18 protein-coding genes are annotated in these 21016 nt (G+C 68.1%); 12 read left to right on the top strand and 6 right to left on the bottom strand.

Annotation, left to right across the window (positions count from 1 at the left end):
* Window positions 1-30 precede the first annotated feature (30 nt).
* A complete protein-coding gene (locus tag E0H73_RS13725; RefSeq protein ID WP_131354864.1) occupies window positions 31-2406 on the bottom strand; it encodes an immune inhibitor A domain-containing protein in 2376 nt (791 codons plus the stop codon).
* Between the two features lie 236 nt (window positions 2407-2642).
* On the opposite strand from E0H73_RS13725, the gene macS reads away from it, so the two are divergent.
* The 5 genes from macS (at window position 2643) to ligD (ending at window position 9984) form a co-directional block, all read left to right on the top strand.
* The gene (gene macS, locus E0H73_RS13720) at window positions 2643-3764 is read left to right on the top strand and encodes a MacS family sensor histidine kinase (protein WP_131354861.1); all 1122 of its coding nucleotides are present in this window, start codon (window positions 2643-2645) and stop codon (window positions 3762-3764) included.
* Window positions 3761-4396, top strand: a complete 636-nt coding sequence (locus E0H73_RS13715) for a response regulator (protein ID WP_131354858.1) — start codon at window positions 3761-3763, stop codon at window positions 4394-4396. The genes macS and E0H73_RS13715 overlap by 4 nt, the downstream gene beginning before the upstream one ends.
* 73 nt (window positions 4397-4469) lie before the next feature.
* Window positions 4470-6770: a protein translocase subunit SecD gene (secD, locus tag E0H73_RS13710; RefSeq protein WP_131354855.1), complete on the top strand. Its 2301-nt coding sequence runs from the start codon at window positions 4470-4472 to the stop codon at window positions 6768-6770.
* Window positions 6771-7012: 242 nt separating this feature from the next.
* On the top strand, window positions 7013-9010 hold the full coding sequence (locus E0H73_RS13705; RefSeq protein ID WP_131354852.1) for an ATP-dependent DNA helicase: 1998 nt from the start codon (window positions 7013-7015) through the stop codon (window positions 9008-9010).
* Entirely contained in the window at window positions 9007-9984 is a 978-nt protein-coding gene (gene ligD, locus E0H73_RS13700) for a non-homologous end-joining DNA ligase (protein WP_131354849.1), read from the top strand. The genes E0H73_RS13705 and ligD overlap by 4 nt, the downstream gene beginning before the upstream one ends.
* 190 nt (window positions 9985-10174) lie before the next feature.
* On the opposite strand, the gene E0H73_RS13695 is transcribed toward ligD, so the two are convergent.
* Window positions 10175-10684: a glutathione peroxidase gene (locus tag E0H73_RS13695; protein ID WP_131354846.1), complete on the bottom strand. Its 510-nt coding sequence runs from the start codon at window positions 10682-10684 to the stop codon at window positions 10175-10177.
* A 48-nt stretch (window positions 10685-10732) separates the two neighbouring features.
* Window positions 10733-11509 (bottom strand): transcriptional repressor LexA, encoded by a 777-nt coding sequence (gene lexA / locus E0H73_RS13690; protein WP_131354843.1) that lies wholly within the window; start codon window positions 11507-11509, stop codon window positions 10733-10735.
* Between the two features lie 357 nt (window positions 11510-11866).
* Here lexA and E0H73_RS13685 point away from each other — a divergent pair, with 357 nt between their 5' ends.
* Complete coding sequence (locus E0H73_RS13685) at window positions 11867-12403, top strand: LysM peptidoglycan-binding domain-containing protein (protein WP_131354840.1); 537 nt, start codon at window positions 11867-11869, stop codon at window positions 12401-12403.
* A gap of 7 nt (window positions 12404-12410) precedes the next feature.
* Here E0H73_RS13685 and ubiG read toward each other — a convergent pair whose 3' ends face one another.
* Entirely contained in the window at window positions 12411-13187 is a 777-nt protein-coding gene (gene ubiG / locus E0H73_RS13680) for a bifunctional 2-polyprenyl-6-hydroxyphenol methylase/3-demethylubiquinol 3-O-methyltransferase UbiG (RefSeq protein ID WP_131354837.1), read from the bottom strand.
* 8 nt (window positions 13188-13195) lie between these two features.
* A complete protein-coding gene (locus tag E0H73_RS13675; RefSeq protein WP_238163984.1) occupies window positions 13196-13768 on the bottom strand; it encodes a GNAT family N-acetyltransferase in 573 nt (190 codons plus the stop codon).
* Window positions 13769-13849: 81 nt separating this feature from the next.
* On the opposite strand from E0H73_RS13675, the gene E0H73_RS13670 reads away from it, so the two are divergent.
* Entirely contained in the window at window positions 13850-14440 is a 591-nt protein-coding gene (locus E0H73_RS13670; protein ID WP_131354831.1) for a TetR/AcrR family transcriptional regulator, read from the top strand.
* Here E0H73_RS13670 and E0H73_RS13665 read toward each other — a convergent pair.
* Window positions 14433-15383 (bottom strand): nucleoside hydrolase, encoded by a 951-nt coding sequence (locus E0H73_RS13665; protein ID WP_131354828.1) that lies wholly within the window; start codon window positions 15381-15383, stop codon window positions 14433-14435. The two genes, E0H73_RS13670 and E0H73_RS13665, sit on opposite strands and share 8 nt — an antisense overlap.
* A 77-nt stretch (window positions 15384-15460) precedes the next feature.
* On the opposite strand from E0H73_RS13665, the gene E0H73_RS47180 reads away from it, so the two are divergent.
* From E0H73_RS47180 to nrdR, 5 genes are all read left to right on the top strand, one after another.
* A complete protein-coding gene (locus E0H73_RS47180; RefSeq protein WP_238163983.1) occupies window positions 15461-15751 on the top strand; it encodes a hypothetical protein in 291 nt (96 codons plus the stop codon).
* Window positions 15752-15859: 108 nt separating this feature from the next.
* Window positions 15860-17575, top strand: a complete 1716-nt coding sequence (locus E0H73_RS13655) for a GH39 family glycosyl hydrolase (RefSeq protein WP_131354822.1) — start codon at window positions 15860-15862, stop codon at window positions 17573-17575.
* Between the two features lie 73 nt (window positions 17576-17648).
* Window positions 17649-18536: a dihydrodipicolinate synthase family protein gene (locus E0H73_RS13650; RefSeq protein WP_131354819.1), complete on the top strand. Its 888-nt coding sequence runs from the start codon at window positions 17649-17651 to the stop codon at window positions 18534-18536.
* On the top strand, window positions 18533-20221 hold the full coding sequence (locus E0H73_RS13645; protein WP_131354816.1) for a dihydroxy-acid dehydratase: 1689 nt from the start codon (window positions 18533-18535) through the stop codon (window positions 20219-20221). The genes E0H73_RS13650 and E0H73_RS13645 overlap by 4 nt, the downstream gene beginning before the upstream one ends.
* Window positions 20222-20501: 280 nt before the next feature.
* Window positions 20502-20996 carry a transcriptional regulator NrdR gene (gene nrdR / locus E0H73_RS13640; protein ID WP_131354813.1) on the top strand — a complete coding sequence of 165 codons (495 nt, stop codon included), beginning with the start codon at window positions 20502-20504 and terminating at the stop codon, window positions 20994-20996.
* Window positions 20997-21016 lie beyond the last annotated feature (20 nt).

Here is a 21016-nt window from a genome sequence, read left to right as displayed (position 1 = left end):
TCCCGGGGCCGTTCTGTGTTGCTCAGCAGGTCAGCTGCGCTTCGACACCTGGACCTTCATGGTCGTCCCACTGCGGGACAGGACCTTGATGTTGACCCCGTTGTTCGGGACCTTGACGCTGCTCGTCGGCAGGTCCGCCGACCAGTACTGCTTGCTGTCGTTGAACGTCGGTACGGCGTCCTGGCCGCGGACGTAGCTCGCCTGCCCGTTGATGTGCAGGGTGAACGAGTCCGCCTTCTCCAGACCGAACGGCGCGTCGTACGCGCTCACCCGCGGCCGCCAGACCTGGCCGTCGATCCGGTTGATCGGGGTCGGGTGCGAGTCGACCGGCAGGATGAGTCCGCCGCCCGGGTGGGTGTTGGTGTTGTTGTCGTTGAACGAGGTGTCCCAGTACCAGACCAGCAGACCGTCCTGGTACGGGAAGTGCTCGACCTTGTCCGGCAACGTGTTCAGGAAGCCGAAGTTGTACGGACCGGTCTTCAGGTACTGGTCCTGGTCGACGTAGTTGATGTGCGACGCCAGGTAGTAGTTGTCGTGCATGCTGGTGAAGCTCGCGCCCTGGGCGCTGAAGCCGTTCAGCGTCCAGCCGTCCGGCGAGGTCTCCGCGCCCGACGTCAGCACCGTGGTGGTCCCGGAGGTCACGTTGATCTCGTCGGCGAAGAAGCCCTTGCCGCCGGTGTTCGGGTCGGTGGTGTAGCGGAACTGCAGACCGACCGTCTTGCCCGCGTAGGCGGACAGGTCGAAGGTCGCCGGCTTCCAGCCGTTGCTCTTGCCGTCGATGCCGTTGCCCTCGGCCGCGTTCGCGATGCTGCCGGGGATCGGCTTGTAGCCGGTGCCGTCGTTCACCTCGACGTAGGCGTAGTCACAGGCCGTCGTACCGCAGTCCTCGATGTCCCAGTTGGCCTGGAACGTGAGGCTGGCCGGTGCTCCGGCCGGGAGCGTGACCTGGCGGTTCATCGTGTGGGTGAAGTTGTCGCCGGCGCCGCTCCACCACGACTTGGACCCGGCCGCTGGTGGCACGAGTTCGTTGACGCGGGCCTTCTTCGGCAGCGTCACCACCAACCCCTGGGCCTTCGTCGAGTTGTACTCGTGCGGGCCGAGTTCGACGGTCCGCTTCTGGCCGGCGTTGACGATCTCGTAGTCCAGCCAGCCCAGCTGGAGCTTGTCCCACGCGTTCAGGTCGGCCGCACGCTCGCCGAGCCCGCCGTCGGTGGCCGCGCTGACCCGGCTCTGGGCCATCAGGGTCCACCAGTTCACGCCGTTCTCGACGGCCGCACCGGAGGTGTCGTACTCGTCCGGCAGGCCGAGGTCGTGCGCGTACTCGTGCGCGAAGACGCTGACGCCGCCGTTCTCCGGCTGGATCGTGTAGTCACCGACCCACATGCCGGTGTCGCCGATCTGGGCGCCACCGATCGGGTTGTTCGCCGGGCCGCCGGGGAAGCCGGCGTACCAGCGGTGCGACCAGATCGCGTCCTCGCCCTGCTGCGGGTCGCCGTCGGCCTGGTCGCCGCCGGCGTGCACGATCTGGAAGTGGTCGATGAAGCCGTCCGGCTCGTTGAAGTCGCCGTCACCGTCGAAGTCGTAGCGGTCCCACTGGTCGAACGTCTTCAGGTCGGCGGTGATCTGCGCCTTGGTCCGGCCGGCCGCCTCCTGGTCGGCGACCCACTGGTTCACCGCGTCCTGGATCAGGAACCAGGTGTTGTTGCAGACGTTGCCGGTGCAGGGGAAGCCGTTCGAGCGACCGTAGCGGGCCTCGTTGTACTTCACCTTGACCCAGTCGGTGACCTCACCGGAGACCGAGTAGCGGCCCGAGGACTGCTTCTCGTAGTACTTCTTCACGGAGTTGCCGTTGCCGAAGTACATGTCCTGGAAGTGCTGCTGGTTGTAGTCGGCCTGCCAGACGGTCGAGTTGTCGACCGAGCGGTCCGGCTCCGGGATCGCGTTGTGCAGGGGCCCCTCGAACGTGGCCGGGCCGGGGATGCTCGGGGCCTGGTCCTTGTCCGGGTAGCTCGGGTGCCGCTCGTTGCCGAACTCGGCCAGGATCACGAAGATCCGGTCGGTCTTCTCCCGGCTCAGCTCGACGTACTGGTCGACCTTCTGCTGGGCCTTCGGGCCGGTCTGGCCCTTGGCCGCGGCCGACTTGGTGCCGACCTTCACGACCGTGCTGGCGCCGCGTTTCTCGGCCTTGGCGGTGCCGTTCAGCACCTTGGACAGTGCTTCCTGGCGCAGTTCGCGACGTTGGTCCTCGAGCGGGCTCGACAGCTCGTCGGACGTCTGGGCCGGCTCACTGGCACTCGTGGCTGCGGGAGCCCCTTCGGGCGGGGCGGCGTTGCCGGACGAAGCCATACTCAGTCCGAACGTCGCCGCAAGGGCCAGGCTGAACAACCCGGCGGGTAGCTTGCGCACGATTCCCCTCCATGCTTGGTCGCTGCCGCCGCGCCACCAGTGCATGGTGACGCGGCGTGATCGAAGCTCCCCCGAGCGTGTTTTGCGCGAGAGTACGGCGAAAACCGGCAGAGCTGAAGTGGATGGCGGTAAATCCGGGAAACCTGCGGGGAATCCTGCGCCATGAGTAGGACTACCTGACCAGTCCGGTACGACGCCTCAGCCGCGGCGATCCGGTCGGTTGGCAGACTGTCCCGGTGAAGTCCGACCCCGTCGACCTCCTGCAGCCGTTGTGGCGTGCCCTGGTCGCCTTCCGCGTGATCGCCTTCGGGTTCGCGTGCTTCGGCGTCTGGACGCGGTGGGACGGGATCGTCCGGCCGTCCGGGGCGGCCCTGCAACTGGCCGTCATGGGTGTCTGGACCGTGGTCTCCTCGATCGGCTACAGCCGGCGCTGGGGACGCCGCAACACCCGGCTCGCGTTCGCCGACCTGGTCATCACGGTCGGCTGCATGTACGCGACCCTGCTCGCGCAGCCGCTACTGGACATCCGCGCGGGCGCCTCCGTGCTGACCTCGGTCTGGGCGGCCGGACCGGTGCTCGCGCTGGCCATCTCCCGCGGGCGGGACGGCGGTCTGCTCGGCGCCGTGATCGTGAGCCTGGCGCTGCTGTCGCTGCGTGGTGTCGACCACGTGCCGAAGATCCTCGGCAACGTGCAACTGCTCCTGGTCGCCGGACTGGTCGTCGGGTACGCCGCCTCGACCATGCGGCAGGCGGGAGCGCGCCTGCGCGAGGCCATTGCGACGGAGAGTGCTACCGCCGAGCGGCTCCGGCTCAGTCGGTCCATCCACGACGGAGTACTGCAGGTGCTCGCCCAGGTGCAGCGACGCGGTACGGCGATAGGCGGTGAGGCGCTGGAGCTGGCAGAGCTGGCTGCTGAGCAGGAAGTTGCCTTGCGCACCCTGATGTCGTCCCGTCCGACGGTCGGCGAGGGCGGCAGCGTCGACCTGTGCGGGCTGTTGTTGCCGCTGGCCACCACCCGGGTGGACGTCGTCGTACCTGCCGCATCGGTCCTGTTGCCGGCCGCAACCGCTGCCGAACTGGTGGCTGCGGTCAACGAAGCGCTGAGCAACGTGGACAAGCACGCGGGACCGGATGCCCGGTCCTGGGTGGTGGTCGAGGACCTCGGCGACGAGGTGGTGGTATCGATCCGCGACGATGGGATCGGTACGACGCCTGCCCGGCTGGAGCAGGCCCGCGTCGACGGGCACCTGGGCGTCAGCGAGTCGATCCGCGGCCGGATCGCCGATCTGGGTGGCACAGTCATGGTCCGGACCGCCCCGGGCGAGGGAACCGAGTGGGAGCTGAAGGTGGCTACATGACACGCGTGATGATCGTCGACGACCATCCGATGTGGCGCGAGGGTGTGGCGCGGGACCTGGGGAGTCGCGGATACGACGTGTGCGCGACGGCCTCGGACGTGTCGGGTGCGGTGAAGATCGCGCTGGCGACGCGGCCGGACGTGGTGGTGATGGATCTGCAGCTCGGCGACGGGTCCGGCGTCGATGCGACCCGGGAGATCACGGCTGCGCTGCCGGACACGCGCGTGCTGGTGCTGTCGGCCAGCGCCGAGCAGAGCGACGTACTGGACGCGGTGAAGAGCGGTGCGTCCGGCTATCTGGTGAAGTCGGCGTCGTTGGACGAGTTCGACGACGCAGTACGACGTACTGCGGAAGGCGATGCGGTGTTCAGCGCCGGACTGGCCGGACTGCTGCTGGGGGAGTACCGGCGGCTCGGTGCGGGACCGGAGGTGCCGCACCTGACCGAGCGGGAGACAGAGGTGCTCCGTCTGGTGGCGCGAGGGCTGACTGCTCGCCAGATCGCGACGCGGCTCGTGCTGTCGCACCGGACGGTGGAGAATCACGTGCAGAACACACTGCGGAAGCTGCAGTTGCACAACCGGGCCGAACTGGTCCGCTACGCGATCGAGCACGGGATCGACGCACCGGAATAGTTCAGGCACGAATGCACTTTTGCAGCCGCTCCGTACACTGAGCGCTCCTCGCCGAGAGCCTCCGGAGGCTGTTGTGAACCGGTCGTCCCTCGTCCGCGCGCTGCTGGCGTTCTTCGTGCTGGCAGCCTCGACGTACGTCGTGCTGACGGCCAAGCCGCAGCTCGGTCTCGACCTGCGTGGCGGCACGCAGATCGTGCTGGAGGCGAAGGACTCGCCGACGGTCAAGGCGGACAAGAACACCACCGACAGGGCCACCCAGGTGCTGCACCGGCGGATCGACGCGCTCGGTGTCAGCGAGCCGAACGTGACGCGCCAGGGCGAGAACCGGATCATCGTCGAGCTGCCCGGCGTACAGGACCCGCGCGAGGCCGCGCAGGTGATCGGCAAGACCGCGCAGCTCACCTTCCACGAGGTGCTCGACCAGGTCGCGACGAAGCCGGCCAAACCGGCCGCGGGTGAGTTGTATCTGCCCAGCGACACAGGGCAGGGGTTCCTCCGGCTGGCCAAGCCGGCGATGACGGGCGAGATGGTCAGCGGCGCGGAGGGCCGGCTCGACCCGCAGCAGGCCGCCATGGGCTGGTTCGTCGAGATGAACTTCAAGGGCGACGGCGGCAAGACCTGGGCCGACATCACCGGCAAGGCTGCCTGCCAGCCGCTGAACACGCCGCAGCGGCTGATCGCGATCGTGCTCGACAACGAGATCATCAGCGCGCCGCAGGTCGACCCGAACGGCGGCAATCAGCTGTGCAACGTCGGCATCGGCGGCGGCAACACGACGATCTCCGGCTCCTTCAACGAGGAGCAGGCGAAGGACCTCGCCGCCCTGATCTCCGGCGGTGCGCTGCCAGTGCCGGTCGAGGTCATCGACCAGCGCACAGTCGGCCCGTCGCTCGGACAGGATGCGATCCAGGCGAGCGCACTGGCCGCCATCATCGGGCTGGCGCTCACCGCGCTGTTCATCGTCATGGTCTACCGCCTGGTCGGCCTGATGGCGGTCTTCGGCCTGATCGGGTACGCCGGGATGTCGTACGCGGCCCTGACCGCACTCGGGGCGACGCTGACGTTGCCTGGCCTGGCCGGCTTCGTGCTGGCCATCGGTATGGCGGTCGATGCGAACGTTCTTGTGTTCGAACGGGCGCGTGAGGACTACATCGCGGGCCGGACGGACGGGCTGCGGCGGTCGCTGCGGAGTGGTTTCCAGAACGCGCTGTCCGCGATCGCCGACTCGAACATCACGACGCTGCTGGCTGCGGGGTTGTTGTTCTTCCTGGCGGCTGGGCCGGTCCGCGGGTTCGGGGTCACGCTGAGCATCGGTGTGGTGGCCTCGATGTTGTCCGCGCTGGTCGTGACTCGGGTGCTGGCGGAGTTCGCCGTGTCGCGGGGCTTCGTGGTGCGGCACCCGCGGATCAGCGGGATCGCGGGGCACGGGCGGGTCCGGACCTGGCTGGAGGCTCGGCGTCCGTCGTTGATGAAGCACAGCCGTCGGTGGCTGGTGATCACGGCTGTCGCGATCATCGTGAGTCTCGCGGGGGTCGCCGTACGCGGGTTGAACCTGGGCATCGAGTTCACCGGTGGGCGGTTGCTCGAGGTGAGCACGGTGCAGCGGATCACGCCGGACCAGGCGCGGGCCGCGGTCGCCGAGGCCGGGTACCCGAACGCGGTGGTGCAGGCGTCCGGCGCCGACGACATCACCGTGCGGACCGGGACGATCAGTGATGACGAGGCGGAAAAGATCCGCGAGTCGATCTCCCGGGTCGGCGGCGGTACGGAGCTGGTGCGCAATGAGAGCATCGGGCCGTCGCTGGGTGAGGAACTGCGGAACAAAGGCCTGATCGCGCTCGGGATCGCGCTGCTCGCGCAGCTGATCTATCTGGCTGCGCGGTTCCGATGGACTTTCGGCGCCGGCGCGGTGCTGGCGTTGCTGCAGAACGTCGCGGTCGTGGTCGGCGTGTTCGCGTGGACCGGGAAACCGGTCGACGGGATCTTCCTGGCCGCGATCCTCACGATCATCGGCTACACGGTGAACGACTCGGTCGTCGTCTTCGACCGCATCCGCGAGACCCGCAACGCCCGCTCCACCGAGAACCTCGGCCCGGTCATCGACACCGCCATCGTCAATGTCCTGCCCCGAACCATCAACACCGGTATCTCTACCCTCTTCATCCTCAGCGCCCTCCTCTTCCTCGGAGGCGACTCCCTGGCCGACTTCGCCCTCGCCCTCCTCCTGGGCATCCTCGTCGGCACCTACTCCTCCAACCTCACTGCGGCCCCCTTGCTCCTAGAACTGGAACGCCGCTACCCAGCCCCACCCCCACGCCCCAAACGCCCCCAAGTAGACCGAGACGCCCAACCAGACCGAGGCGCCGTCGTCTAACCCGCCTGCGGCGTCAGCCAGGCACATCGCCAGCGCCGAGCGAGCCAGGCTTCAGCACCAACCGCCTCCGGGCGGGTGCTTTCACCCGCGAAGCGGCGCCCAACCGTGCCCGCCAACCCGCACGCGGGTGAAAGTGCGCGCCCGGAGGCTACCCGCACCCGCCCACCCATGCAGCGGCAGCGGCACGTTATCCACACACCAAGCCCCACTCACCAAAATCTGTCCCACCGGCGGGCTAGGGTGTGGCGGTGGGTGTTGATGTGCGGGAACTGCTCGAGGCTGCTGTGTCGGGGATCAACGGGCAGACCAGGCCCGGTCAGGTGGAGATGGCGCAGGCCGTCGACACCTCGATGCACGACGGTTCGCATCTCCTGGTGCAGGCCGGCACCGGCACCGGCAAGTCGCTCGGCTACCTCGTCCCAGCGCTCCTGCACGCGATCGAGGACCGCCGCGTGGTCGTGTCCACCGCGACCCTCGCGCTCCAGTCGCAGCTCGTCGACCGCGACGTCCCCGCGCTCCTGGACGCGACCGAGAAGGTCCTCCCGCGCAGACCGTCGTACGCGATCCAGAAGGGCCGCAACAACTACGCCTGCCTGCACCGCATCCGCGAGGGCGCGCCGGACGACGACGGCATGCTGATCGACGTCCCACCGCCCGGCCAGATCGGTCAGCAGGTGCTCGAACTGCGCGACTGGGCCGAGCAGCAGCTGCTCGACGGCAAGGCCGGCGACCGCGACCACGCCCCCTCCCACCAGTACCAAGCCTGGCAGCAGGTCGCCATCGCCGCCCGCGAGTGCCTCGGCGCGCAGAAATGCCCGTACGGCGAGGAATGTTTCGCGGAGAAGGCCAAGGACCAGGCTCGCAAGGCCGACATCGTGATCACGAACCACGCCCTGCTCTCGATCGACGCATTCGAGAACCGCACCGTGCTGCCCGAGCACGACGTCATCATCGTCGACGAGGCGCACGAGCTCCCCGCGCGCGTCACCGGCGCGGCCGGCGACGAGCTCTCCCCGCAGATGGTCGAGCGCGCCGCGAAACGATCCCGCCGCTTCGTCGACGACGACAAGGCCGACGACCTGATCGACGCCTCCGACGCTCTCCGCGCCGCCCTCGACAGCACCCGCGAAGGCCGCATCGAGCCGTCGAACGCCGCCGTACTGGAGGCTGCCGCCCTGGTCCGCGACGCCGCCCGCTCGCTGTACTCCGACCTGAACAAGAAGTCCGACGACAAGGACGACGACCCCGACGGCGCGAAGCGGCAGTCGAAGGGCGCGGTCAAGGAGATCTTCGACGTCTCCGAGCGCGTCGCGGCGCTCAGCGACGCCGACGTGGTCTGGATGACCGACCGCGACCGCTTCGGCCGCGAGCTCCGGATCGCGCCACTCACCGTCGCCGGCCTGCTCCGCGAGCTCGTGCTCAAGGACCGCACCGCCGTACTCACCTCCGCGACCCTCACCCTCGGCGGCGACTTCGACGCGATCGCCCGTCAGGTCGGCCTGCGCCCGGCGGACAAGCTCGATGACGACGACGAGATGCCGGAGCTCGACGAGAGTTCCGAGACTGGCCCGCTGCCCTGGCGCGGCCTCGACGTCGGCTCCCCGTTCGAGTACGAGAAGCAGGCGATCCTGTACGTCGCCAAGCACCTGCCGCCACCGCATCGCGACGGACTGGGGCAGAAACAGTTCGACGAGATCATCGACCTGATCACGGCCGCCGGTGGCCGCACCCTCGGCCTGTTCTCCTCGCGCCGCGCCGCCGAGGCGGCGACGGCCGCGGTCCGTGAGGCGACCGATCTGAAGGTGCTCTGCCAGGGCGACGCACAACTGGGCGAGTTGGCCCGCGAGTTCGTCGACGACCCGGAGACATCCCTGTTCGGCACGCTGTCCTTGTGGCAGGGCATCGACGTACCGGGCTCGACCTGCAACCTGGTGATCATCGACCGAGTTCCGTTCCCGCGCCCGGACGAGCCGCTGATGGCGGCCCGCCAGCGCGCCGTCGACGAAGCGGGTGGCAACGGCTTCATGGCCGTCGCCGCGACCCATGCCGCGCTGCTGCTCGCGCAGGGGACCGGCCGGTTGATCCGCCGCAGCAGTGACCGCGGCGTGGTCGCCATCCTCGACCCCCGCATCATCACCCAGCGGTACGGCGCCTACTTGCGCGCCTCCTTGCCTCCGATGTGGCCGACCGCCGATCGTGAGAAGGTGCTCGGTGCCTTGAAGCGGTTGCAGTCGACATGAGTCCTGCGACCAGTCCTCCGGTGCTGCCGATGATGGCCTCCCTGGGCGAGATGCCGTCCGGTGCGGGCTGGTCGTACGAACTGAAATGGGACGGCATCCGCGTCATCGCGGAGGTGGATGACGGCGTCTGCCGGCTGTGGTCGCGCAACAGCCGCGATGTGTCCGCCGGCTACCCCGAGCTGATCGGTCTCGCCGAAGCCCCCGGCCTGCGACTCCCCGCCGTACTCGATGGTGAAATCGTCACCCTGGACGAGAACGGCGCACCGTCGTTCGGGCTGCTGCAACGGCGGATGCACGTGCGGGACCCGCGCCAGTTGCGGCATCTGATCACCCAGGTGCCCGTCTCGGTGCGGCTGTTCGACGTCCTCCGCTTCGACGGCAAGTGGTTGCTAGAGGCAACGTACGACGACCGCCGCGGGCTGCTGGACTCGCTCGACATCGGCGACCCGTTCTGGGAGACGCCGCCGGCGTTCGACGACGGGGGAGCGGCGCTGGACGTGGCGATGTCGACCGGGCTCGAAGGTGTGGTGGCGAAGCGCCGGAAGTCGCGCTACCTGTCCGGCCGGCGCAGCTCGGACTGGATCAAGATCAAGCCGGTCCTGACCCGCGACGTCATCCTCTGCGGCTGGCACCCGGGCGAAGGCAATCGCGAGGGCAAAATCGGGTCGTTCTACTGCGGTGCGTACTCCGAGCCGGGTGGTGACCTGATCCTGATCGGGAAGGTCGGCTCGGGCCTCGACTTCGCCACGCTCGACATGTTCAGCGCGGAGCTGGCCGGCCTCGAGATCGGTGCTCCGCCGTTCGACCCCGCGACGATCCCGACCCACGACCGCCGGATCGCGCACTGGCTGGACCCGGTCCTGGTCGCGGAGGTGACCTACTCCGGGTGGGCCGCGGACTCTCGGTTGCGTCATCCGGTCTGGCGCGGTCTGCGGCTGGACATCAACGCGGACGCCGTACTCGTCGACCGATGAATTGCGCCGAGCCGGTCGCCGCCGACATTGTCCGGAATTCGGAGAGATTTGCGTTGCGCTGAGACGGTCGATGTTCAGGTGTCTCATTCAGCAACGACATTTCGGCAACGGCGGAAGGAACTGCTGTGCTCTTCACGTCAACGACCGTTGCCTGCGGCGACGATTCCCCCCGGGAACCGGGCCGGATGGTTCAGTCGTTCGATTCCCGGGACGGTGCGGGAATCGCCAACGCCGCCTCGATCTTGTCGGCGAGTTTGTCCGGTGCGTGGGTCGGGGCGTAGCGGGCGATCACGCCGCCGTCGCGGCCGATCAGGAACTTGGTGAAGTTCCACTTGATCCGCCCGCCGAGCAGGCCTCCCTGCTCACGCTTCAGCCAGTTGAACAGCGGAAGCGTCTTGGACCCGTTCACATCGATCTTGGCGAACATGGGGAACGTGACGTGATAGATCGTCGAACAGAAGTTCGCGATCTCGTTCTCGTCACCAGGCTCCTGGTGGCCGAACTGGTCGCAGGGGAAACCCAGCACCGAGAAGCCTTGTCTACGGTAAGCCTTGTAGAGCTTCTGCAACCCCGTGTACTGCGGGGTCTGGGCACACTGCGACGCCGTGTTCACCACCAGGAGCACCTGGTCGCGGAAATCGGCAAGAGACTGTTCATTGCCTTCGATCCGGCGCGCGCTGAAGTCATAGACAGTCGTCATGGTTCAATGCTGACACGACACGCCCGACTTCGCTCGCTGTCTGAGATGTCAGACACGGCGCAGAACTGTTACGACCTTTCCGAGAATGATGGCATCTTTGCCGTCGATCGGCTCGAAGGCCGGGTTGTGTGGTAGCAGCAGGATCTCGGTCTTGGTCTTCTTGAACGTCTTGACCGTCGCCTCGCCGTCGATCATCGCGGCCACGATGTCGCCGTTCTCGGCGTTCGGCTGCTGCCGGACCACGACCCAGTCGCCGTCACAGATCGCCGCGTCGATCATCGACTCACCTTTGACCCGCAGCATGAACAGCGTGCCCTCGCCGACCATTGCCTTCGGCAACGGGAAGATCTCCTCGATCTCCTGCTCGGCCAGGATCGGGCCACCGGCGGCGATCCGCCCGACCACCGGCACGTACGCCGCGTCCGGGTGCGCGTCGCCGGCCCCGGTCTCGTCGTACGCCGTCTGCCGCACGGAGCCGAGCGCGGACCGGCGGGCGGCGGCGTCGACCTCGCCGGGGTAGCGGACCTCGATGGCCCGCGGGCGGTTCGGGTCGCGGCGGAGCAAGCCCTTCTGCTCCAGCACACGGAGCTGGTGCGACACCGACGACGAGCTGGTCAGGCCGACCCGCTCACCGATCTCGCGCATCGACGGCGGGTACCCGCGGCTGTCGACCGAGTCGCGGATGACGTCCAGAACGCGACGCTGGCGCGGCGTCAGGCCGGTGGCGTCGGCGGGGCCGTCCGGCAGCTCGGTCACGGTCCGGTCCGCGACCTCGTCCGCACCGCTGCGCTCGCCCTTACTGGAACCGCTCGGCGTCCTGGCCATCGGTCGTTGCTCCTCGGGTCGGGCCGCCGCTCGCGCACCGGCCAAGCTTGCTCGACTGACACTGACCGTAGACCGAATTTTGAGATTCTTCAAACATCTGTTCGAAGGCGTGTCGGTTCGCACGTTTGTTCGTGTGTCGGGTTATAAGGCGCCGGTGACCTGGGGAATTTCCCGGGCGTGTCGTGGTTGGAAGTGGTTGCGCGACGGGTGTCTGTCGGTTAATCATTCGTACAGGCGTTCGATCGAACAGGTGTTCGGGCCGGTCGAACAGGCTGCTTCTCAGAAACTGTCGGAGGCGGCCGGTAGACAGGAGATCGACACCGCAGGACGTGGACTGACCGAGGTCTGGAGGATCCGATGAGCACAGCGGCTCTCGCGGCCGACGCACTGGCAGGACGCCAGGCGCCCGAGGTTGCGCCGTCTCCGAACAGCGTGCCCCGCCGCCGCCCGAGGATCGCCGGTACGACGACCGAGCCACTCCCGGTCCGTGCCTGCTCCGGCGAGGTTCTCGGCCGCCACACGACCGAGCCGACCCGCGTCCGGCGGCAAGCAGACCCTGCCCGCGTCCGGCGTACCGCGGAGGCCGAGGCGCCGGCGTTGCGGCTGACCCGGCGCGGCCGGATGTTGATGACGGCGCTGTCCGTGCTGGTCTTCGGCTCGGCGATCGTCGTGCTCGGCCTGCGGATCAGCGGCGTACTCGAGCCCGGCCCCGACTTCACCCACACGGTGCCGGTCCAGGTGGCGCCCGGTCAGACGTTGTGGTCGATCGCGCAGGACACCAACCCGGCGCAGGACCCCGCCACCGTCGTGGAGAAGATCGCCGACCTCAACAAGCTGTCCGGCCCGGCCGATCTCGTCCCCGGTCAGACTCTGCAGATCCCGATCGCTCGCTGACCGCTAGTCATTCGTTCTTGATCGCGTAGCCCATGTAGGAGACGCCGGTGGTCTTCACCTCGCCGACGTCCATCAGTTCACTGAGCCGGCCGAAGGTGATGCGACCGTGGCGGGCTTGCAGGTAGCTCCGTAGTACGGCGAGTTTGTTCGCGCGAGGTCCGAGGCCGGTGATCTCGCCCAGGCGCAGCCCGTGCCGGCGCAGGGCTTCTTCGAGCTCTGTCGGTTTGATGAACATGTTCCACGCGTGCAACTCGGTGTCGATGACCTTCGTCAGTCGCCAGTCCTGCGCCACCTTGATCACCACAACCTTCGACGCGACGGTGCGGTTGATCGTGTCGAAGAAGTAGATCCCGCCCGGCTTCAGCACGCGCGAGGTCTCTCCGATCACCCGATCCAGGTCCGACACATGCTCGAGTACGTCGCAGCAATACGCGAGCTCAACGCTCTCGGTATCGAGGGGGAGCCGCTCGCCGGATGCGACGGCATAGCCGACGGTGAGCCCCGACGAACAGGCATGCGCGTGCGCGGTCCTGACCGAGACCTCCGACGGATCGACGCCGGCGACCCGGCATCCGAGCCGGGCGAACTCTTCGGCCATGAATCCGCCCCCGCACCCGATATCGACAGCGCGCAGGCCGGCCGGATCGAGGCCGCGGCGGCCGAGGACGCTGCGGAAGTAGGCGAACCTGCCAGGCGTGAAACTCCCGTTCAGCATGTTCAGCGGATTGGCCTCGTCCCACCAACCGCCGCCGATCCGGTCGTAGATCCGGTTGTCGATCCCCACCGCACCCCCTAGGAGGAGGTCGCCGCGCGCCAGTCCTCCTCCAGAAGAGCGTAGACGTACTCGTTCGCCCACTCGCCTTTGAACTTCAGCGCGTGGATGTGGTGAGCCTCGCGCCGCATGCCCAGGCGCTCCAGCAACTGCGCGGACGCCTGGTTGCGATCGTCCAGGATCGCGACGATCCGGTGCAGCCCCAGATCCTCGAAACCCACCCGCAGTACTTCGCGCGCAGCCTCCGCGGCCAGGCCCTTGCCCTGGTAGTCGGTGTGCAGCGCGAACCCGATCTCACCCTGCCGATCCGCCTCGCTGGCCCACTTCAGCAGAACTTCGCCGATCACGGTTCCGGTCTCGCGGAGCTCGATCGCGAGCACCAGCCACTGACCCGGCTCGGTCAGCTCGCCCTGCGACAGCTTCGTCTCGAGCGCGACCCGCGTCTGCTCCCGGTCCCGCACCGGCCACGGCGTGTACCGCACCACCTCGGGCCGCGAGTGGAACGCGTACAGATCGTCCAGGTCGTCCATCCGGTGCGGCCGCAGGTCGAGTCGCTCGGTGCGTAGCGGATAGTCCGGGTGCAGTCCAGGCACGATGCCGTCCTCGGGTAGGCTGTCTAATGTCGTTAGACAGCAACCTAACCGCCCGGGACCCGACCCGACAACGAGGTTTTCGTGACCAGACGCGACCCGTCCTCCCATGCGGCCGCAGGGATCTCCGTCGGCGCGATCGCCGACGCCGCCCTCGCGGTCATCCGTAGCGATGGCGTCACTGGACTGACCATGCGATCTGTCGCCGAGCGCCTGAACGTCCGGGCGCCGTCGCTCTACCACCACGTCCACAACAAGGAGGAGCTCCTCGACCTGATCGCCCGGAACGCGTTCGACCAGTTCACCGGCGACAACGCGGCGTACCAGGCTGTGCGCAGTGTCGACGAGTGGATTGCTGTCACCAAGGCAGGGGCGTTGGAGCTGCGGGCGTTCTACGCCGATCATCCCGGACTGGCCGGCTTGATCCAGGCCAAGGCGACGCCCGACCGCGATCGCGGCGAGGGATCACGAGCCGAGCTGGTCCGCGCGCAGATCGAGTCCCTCGTCGACCTCGGCGTACCCGAAGCGCAGGCGCGCCATCTGTTCGAGGTCAGTGCCCGTTGGACTCTCGCGGCCGTGGTCGCCGAGTCCAACGGCAGCCCCGATCTCTTCGGCGATGGCCTCGAGCTGTTCATGGACGGCCTGTGCGCTCGTCTGCAGGAGCTGGCTACTTGACCGTGCTCAACCAGAGCTCGGCGTACCGCGCGCTGTCCACCGCGGTCGCGACCTGTACGACCGTCGGCGACGGCCCGTGCGGATCGCTGCTGAGATCGGCCGACCAGTCACGCGTGTCGACGATCGTCCGCCCACGCGACCAGCTGCCGGACAGCTCGACCCGCAGTGGGAAGCGCTGCGTCGTCAGCCCGTCCGGATCGATCACCGCACACACCGCGCCGCCGTCGCCGATGCTGGCGCCGTCCGACATGTAGAGCTCGCTCCGCTTCTCGATCAGCCGCCGAGCCAGATCCGCCGACGGCGACCCGCCCAGCCCGCGCGCCTGCTCCAGCGTGATCACCACGTCATAGAACACATCCAGGCCGTACATCGTCACCGGTACGCCGAGCTCGCCGGCCGCGGTGAGGACGACCGCAGCCGCCTCTGGATCCGTCCAGATGTTGAACTCCGCCGAGGCGGTCGCGTTCCCGATCCCTGCCGCGCCGCCCATGAACACAATCTCGCGGAGTCCGGCCGCCGCCTCGGGATAGGTCCGGAGCAGAAGGGCGATGTTCGTCATCGGTGCCAAGGGAATCAGCGTCACGAGCTCACCGGTCGCCGCGGCATCACGCAGTACGTCGCGGAGCAACTCGACCGCATGCCGGGTGTCCGTCATACGAGTCGAGCGTGGCCAGTCCAAGTCGCCGAGCCCATCCGTGCCATGGACATGCGGCGCGGCGCGAACCGGCTGAAGCAACGGCGCTGCGGCTCCTCGAGCCACCGGCACGTCGGTCCGACCGGCGGCGTCGAGCACTGTCAGCGTGTTGATCACCACGTCGTCCAGCCCGACGTTCCCACCAACACACGTCACTGCCATCAGGTCGAGCTCAGGATGCCGCGCAGCGAGCAGCAGCGCACACGCGTCGTCCAACCCCGTATCGACATCAAGAATCACCGGCTTCATACCGCCATCCTCACGCACTGCCCGGTCACCGGCGGGCGGAGATCAACCGGCGGTAGGCGCCGGTGAGGTGGTGGTCGATGGCTTCGGTGGCGGCGGCGGTGTCGCCGCCGGTGATGATGTCGCGGATCGCCTTGTGCCAGGTGCTCGTCGGTCAGCCGGGGGAGTGCCCGGGCGATCGCCAGTTGTTCGAGGCTCAGCCGGAGCGTGTAGATCTCCTCGATGTGCTCGTCGGTCAGCGCGATCACCTGCGCGCCGCGGTGCTGACGCAGTACGACGAGCGCTCGAGCTCGATCAGCGCCTCCCGGACCGGGCCGCGGCTCATCTGCAGTGCGGCCGCGAGTGGTTCCTCCATCGGTGTAAAACGGTGATTGTTAACCATTGACATTTAACAATGTCCCGACCAGGCTGACTCGCGCGGCCGGCAGCGTCCCGCTACAGAAGCGTGTTTATCGATACAACCGGACTGAAAGGCTGACATGACCGAGAACAGCTCTCCCAGCGCGGTTCAGCAACTCCCGTACGCCCCGTCCGACCCGGACGCGCCGCGCCTGCAGCAGGCGCGCGTGACCGTCGAGGCCGGCCAGGAGCTCGGCAAGCTCGACCGCCCGTGGGCCAGCCTCGGGTACGACGAGATCAACTGGACCTACACGCCGCAGGGGCGCCGGACGCTGCGGACGATCGGTGAGTTCGCGGAGACGCCGTACCACGTCCGGCCGCACAACATCTTCAACAGCGGCACCGGCTTCGGCCTGCCGCACTGGGGGAGCGGCAACGTCTACCACGAGGACGCGGACGGGAAGCCGTTCTACGACTTCACCATCGCCGATCTGACCTACGACGCGATCGTCGAGGCCGGTCATCATCCCTTGGTCGAGCTCGCGTTCACGCCGCTCGCGCTGGTGCCGGAGGAGGCGAAGGCCGACTTCCCGTTCGGCGACAGCCCCAGCCAGTACAGCGGGTACGAGGCCGGCTGGTGGACCTATCCGCCGAAGGACTACGCGAAGTGGGGCGGCCTGGTCGCCGCGCTCGTCGAGCACGCCCTGCAGCGGTACGGCGTCGACGAGGTCCAGCACTGGCTGTGGGAGCTGTGGAACGAGCCGGACATCTCGTACTGGAAGGGCACGCCCGAGCAGTTCCACGAGCTGTACGACGTCACGGTCAAGTCGATCCGCGAGGTCTACCCGGAGGCGAAGGTCGGCGGACCCGCTGTCACCGGTGGCGACCGCGGTGCCGAGTTCCTCCACGGCTTCCTGCAGGCCTGCGCCGACCGCGACCTGCCCGTCGACTTCGTCTCCTTCCACACCAAGGGCTCGCACTTCACCCCGTGGCGCACTTACGGCCCGATCGGTGCGCCGGCGTCCTTGCAGCAGTCGCCGTCGACCCCGAAGATGCTCCGCGAGATCGACCGCGCGCTGGCCGTCATCGAGGAGTTCCCGCAGTACGCCGGGCAGCCGGTGATCGTGGACGAGTGCGACGCCTCGGTGCCCGCGCACTGGGGGATCTACGACAACTCGAACTTCGCCTACCGCAACAACGAGTACTACCCGGTCTTCCAGGCCAAGCTGATGAAGAAGGTCCTCGACCTCAACGAGCAGCACACCGCGAAAGTGCACGAGGCGACCACCTGGAGCTTCCAGATCGAGGGCGAGCGGTACTTCGAGGGCACCCGGAGTTTCGTCACCGCGGCGGGGGTCGAGAAGCCGCTGATGAACGCCTACCGGGCGTTCGCGCTCCTCGGCGACCGCCGGATCGCAGCTTCGTCCGACAGCTCCGCCGACGTCTCCGACATCAGTGCCTTGGGCAACGGTCTGCCCGAGGAGGTCGACGTGATCGCGAGCCGCGCCTCGGCCGACGGCAGTGTCGCCGTCCTCGTCTGGCGGCACACCGACGACCAGTACGCCGCTGATACCGCGACGGCTCGGGTGGACCTCGAGGTGAACGGACTGGACTCCGGCGACTGGACCGTGGAGCACTACCGGATCGACCACAGCCACAGCAACAGCCACACGGTCTGGCAGGACCTCGGCGCACCACAGGACCCGACACCCGAGCAGCTCGCGACGATCACCGATCGCCAGGGACTCGAGCGGTTCGCGGAGGACGCCGCGGTCAAGGTCGACGGAGCGCTCTCTCTCACGCTCGACCTTCCGCTTCCATCGCTGAGCCTCGTCGTCCTGACCAGGGCGGTCTGATTCCTCGCCGTCCGGTGGGGTAAAGCTGTCCGGGTAGGGCAGAGGCTGCCGCGGTGACGACGAGAGGAACTCCATGACGTTGGATCCCGGGGTGTGGGGCGTGCTGGCGACGCCACTGACGGCGGACGGATCCGCGGTCGACGCGGAGTCGCTGGCGCGGCAGGTCCGGCATTACGAGTCCATCGGAGCCACCGGGTTGACCGTGCTCGGTGTCTTCGGCGAGGCGGCGCGGCTGACTCCCGCCGAGCGGCGGACGGTGGTCGAGACGGTCGTTGCCTCGTCGGACCGGCTGCCGCTCGTCATCGGCATCAGTGCACTGAAGCTCGACGAGGTGGTGGCCGAGGCCGCCAATGTGTTGCCTGCGGTCGGTTCCCGCCTCGCCGGACTTATGGTTCAGGTGAACTCCAGTGATCCGGATGCCCTGAGCAACCGTCTGAACGAGGTTGCCGATCGCACCGAACGCCAGCTTGTGGTGCAGGACTACCCGGTAATCACCGGCATCCGGATCGCCACCGCCGACCTGATCGCCGCCGTCCGCGCCGTGCCGTCTGCTGTGGCCGTGAAGTCCGAGTCCTCTCCGAGCCCGCCCGCGGTGGCCGAGTTGGCGGCCGGGCTCGACGTACCGATCTTCGGCGGGCTCGGTGGCACCTGCCTGCTCGACGAACTGGCGGTCGGCGCCGCGGGCGCGATGACCGGCTTCTCCGTTCCGGAAGGGCTGCTCGCGTGCGTGGCGGCGTACCGGTCCGGTGGCTTCGAGGCGGCGCGCGAGGGCTGGCGGGACTACCTACCGTTGGTCAACTTCGAGTTCCAGGCCGGGATCGCGCTCGGTCTGCGCAAGCGCAGTCTCGTCTTGCGCGGACTGATCTCGTACGACGCTGTTCGCGCGCCGGGCGCTGTACCGCCGGAGAGCATGCTGCGGTTGCTGGAGGAGCATCTTCGCCGGACACCAGGAGCACTATGACGACCGGCATCTACCGCGGGCTGGTCAGCTACGGGGATCCGGAGTTCTCGCGGTTCCTGCGGCGGGCGTTCCTGCACGCCAGCGGCCGGTCGCCGGAGTCGCTGGAGCGCCCGGTGATCGGCATCGCCACCTCGGCCAGTGACTACAACCCTTGCCATCGGCAGCAGCCGGAGCTGGTGAAGTCGGTGGCCCGCGGCATCATCGCGGCCGGCGGACTGCCGATGGAGTTCCCGACTGTCTCGCTCGGGGAGAGTTTCCTCGAGCCGACCTCGATGGTCTATCGCAACCTGATGGCGATGGATGTGGAGGAGCTCGTCCGCGCCCAGCCGATGGACGGCGTCGTCCTCGTCGGCGGCTGCGACAAGACCGTCCCGGCGCAGCTGATGGGAGCGTTGTCGGCCGGTCGGCCGGCGATTCAGCTGGTCACTGGCCCGATGTCGACCGGGCGCTACCAAGGCGAGCGGTTGGGTGCCTGCACCGACTGCCGTCGCTTCTGGGCGAGCTACCGGGCCGGTGAGGTGTCAGAAGAAGAGATCGGGCGGGTGGAGCGCAACCTGGCGACGACCGCCGGCACATGTGCGGTCATGGGGACCGCGTCGACGATGGCCTGCATCGTGGAGGCGCTCGGTATGGCTCTGCCCGACAGTGCTGCGGCTCCGGCGGTGCACGCAGACCGGCTGCGGATCGGGGAAGCGACAGGTGCTGCCGCAGTGTCAATCGCTGTGGCTGGACGTACGCCGGATCAGGTCGTCACGGCTGCCTCGGTACGCAACGCCCTCCGGGTGCTGCTGGCGATCGGTGGGTCGACCAACGCACTGATCCACCTGACCGCGATCGCCGGACGACTCGGGCTGAGGATCGATCCGGACGAGCTGAACGAGCTGAGTGACACCACACCGGTCCTGGTGGAGCTGAAGCCGACCGGTGCCCACTACATGGAGGATCTGCATACCTCTGGCGGATTGCCCGCCGTACTGCATGAGCTGCGGGACCTGCTGGACCTGTCTGCGCTGACGGTGACCGGGGAGACGCTGGGGGAGCGGCTGGGTGAGGGACCGCCCTGGGTGGATCGGGATGTCGTGCGTCCGTTGAGCAATCCGAGCCGGGACAAGGGCGGTCTGGTCTGGCTGAGTGGGTCGCTGGCGCCGTCTGGTGCGCTGATCAAGCGGTCCGCTGCCGATCCGGCGCTCTTCGAGACGACCGGACGTGCTGTCGTGTTCAGCTCGTTGGAGGACTTGGCAGCCCGCATCGACGACCCGGCGCTGGATGTGGAGCCCTCCGACGTACTGGTCCTGCAGAACGCCGGACCACTCGGCGCAGGTATGCCTGAGGCCGGCTATCTGCCCATCCCCGCCAAGCTCGCCCGGAGCGGTGTCCGCGACATGGTCCGGATCTCTGATGCGCGGATGAGCGGCACGGCGTACGGAACGATCGTTCTGCACGTCGCCCCGGAAGCAGCCCTGGGCGGACCGCTCGCTCTGGTCCGCACCGGCGACCAGATCCGGCTGTCCGTGTCCGAGGGCCGGCTCGACCTGCTGGTCCCGCCGGACGAGTTGGCGAAGCGCCGAGCCGATCTCCCGGTGTCCGCTTCGCCGCCGGTCACCGGCTACCGAAAGTTGTTCCGCGACCACGTTCTGGGAGCGGACCAGGGCTGCGATTTCGACTTCTGCCTGCCCGCCTCCTGACCCTCTCGGCGGCCCGTAGTTTGCTCCTCCGCGGGCCCGTTCCGGCGGCGCCACGCGGGAGTACACCGGGCCGCGCGGGTGTTGGAACAAAGAGACGCGCGCGGGATTCCAGCGTTCTTGCAAACTGTCGGAGCAGCGATCTAGGATCGCTAGATGTAGTGGTTACACGGGTGTAATTTTCCACAGGTAGTGGTCGGTTACGCACACGTCATACACAAGTTGTCCCCAGAAAGATCCACAGGACGCCCGCCGGGCGGCCTCACGGGAGGAGTGATTCGTCGTGCACTGTCCGTATTGCCGGCACGTCGACTCCCGGGTCGTCGACAGCAGGGTGGCCGAGGACGGCGGAGCGATCCGCCGCCGCCGGCAGTGCCCGGTGTGCGAGAAGCGGTTCACCACCGTCGAGCAGATGCAGCTCACGGTCGTGAAGCGCTCCGGCGCGACCGAGCCGTTCAGCCGGGAGAAGGTCATCAACGGCGTCGGCAAGGCCTGCAAGGGCCGGCCGGTCGACGTGGACGCGCTGGCCCGGCTCGGCCAGAAGGTCGAGGACGCGCTCAAGGCGAGCGGCTCGCCGGAGGTGCCCGCGCACGAGGTCGGACTGGCGATCCTCGGGCCGCTGCGGGAGCTCGACGAGGTCGCCTACCTGCGGTTCGCGAGCGTCTACCGGCAGTTCGAGTCGGCCGACGACTTCGAGACGGAGATCGCGCTGCTGCGGGCGGAGAAGGAGCCTGAGGGCACCGAGCCGCGTCCGCTGAAGCCGACCCAGCAGACATAAATCGGGGATTCAGCACCATC

It is taken from the genome of Kribbella pittospori, assembly GCF_004331465.1.
GTDB lineage: Bacteria > Actinomycetota > Actinomycetes > Propionibacteriales > Kribbellaceae > Kribbella > Kribbella pittospori.
This window is presented reverse-complemented; position numbering and strand designations above follow the sequence as displayed.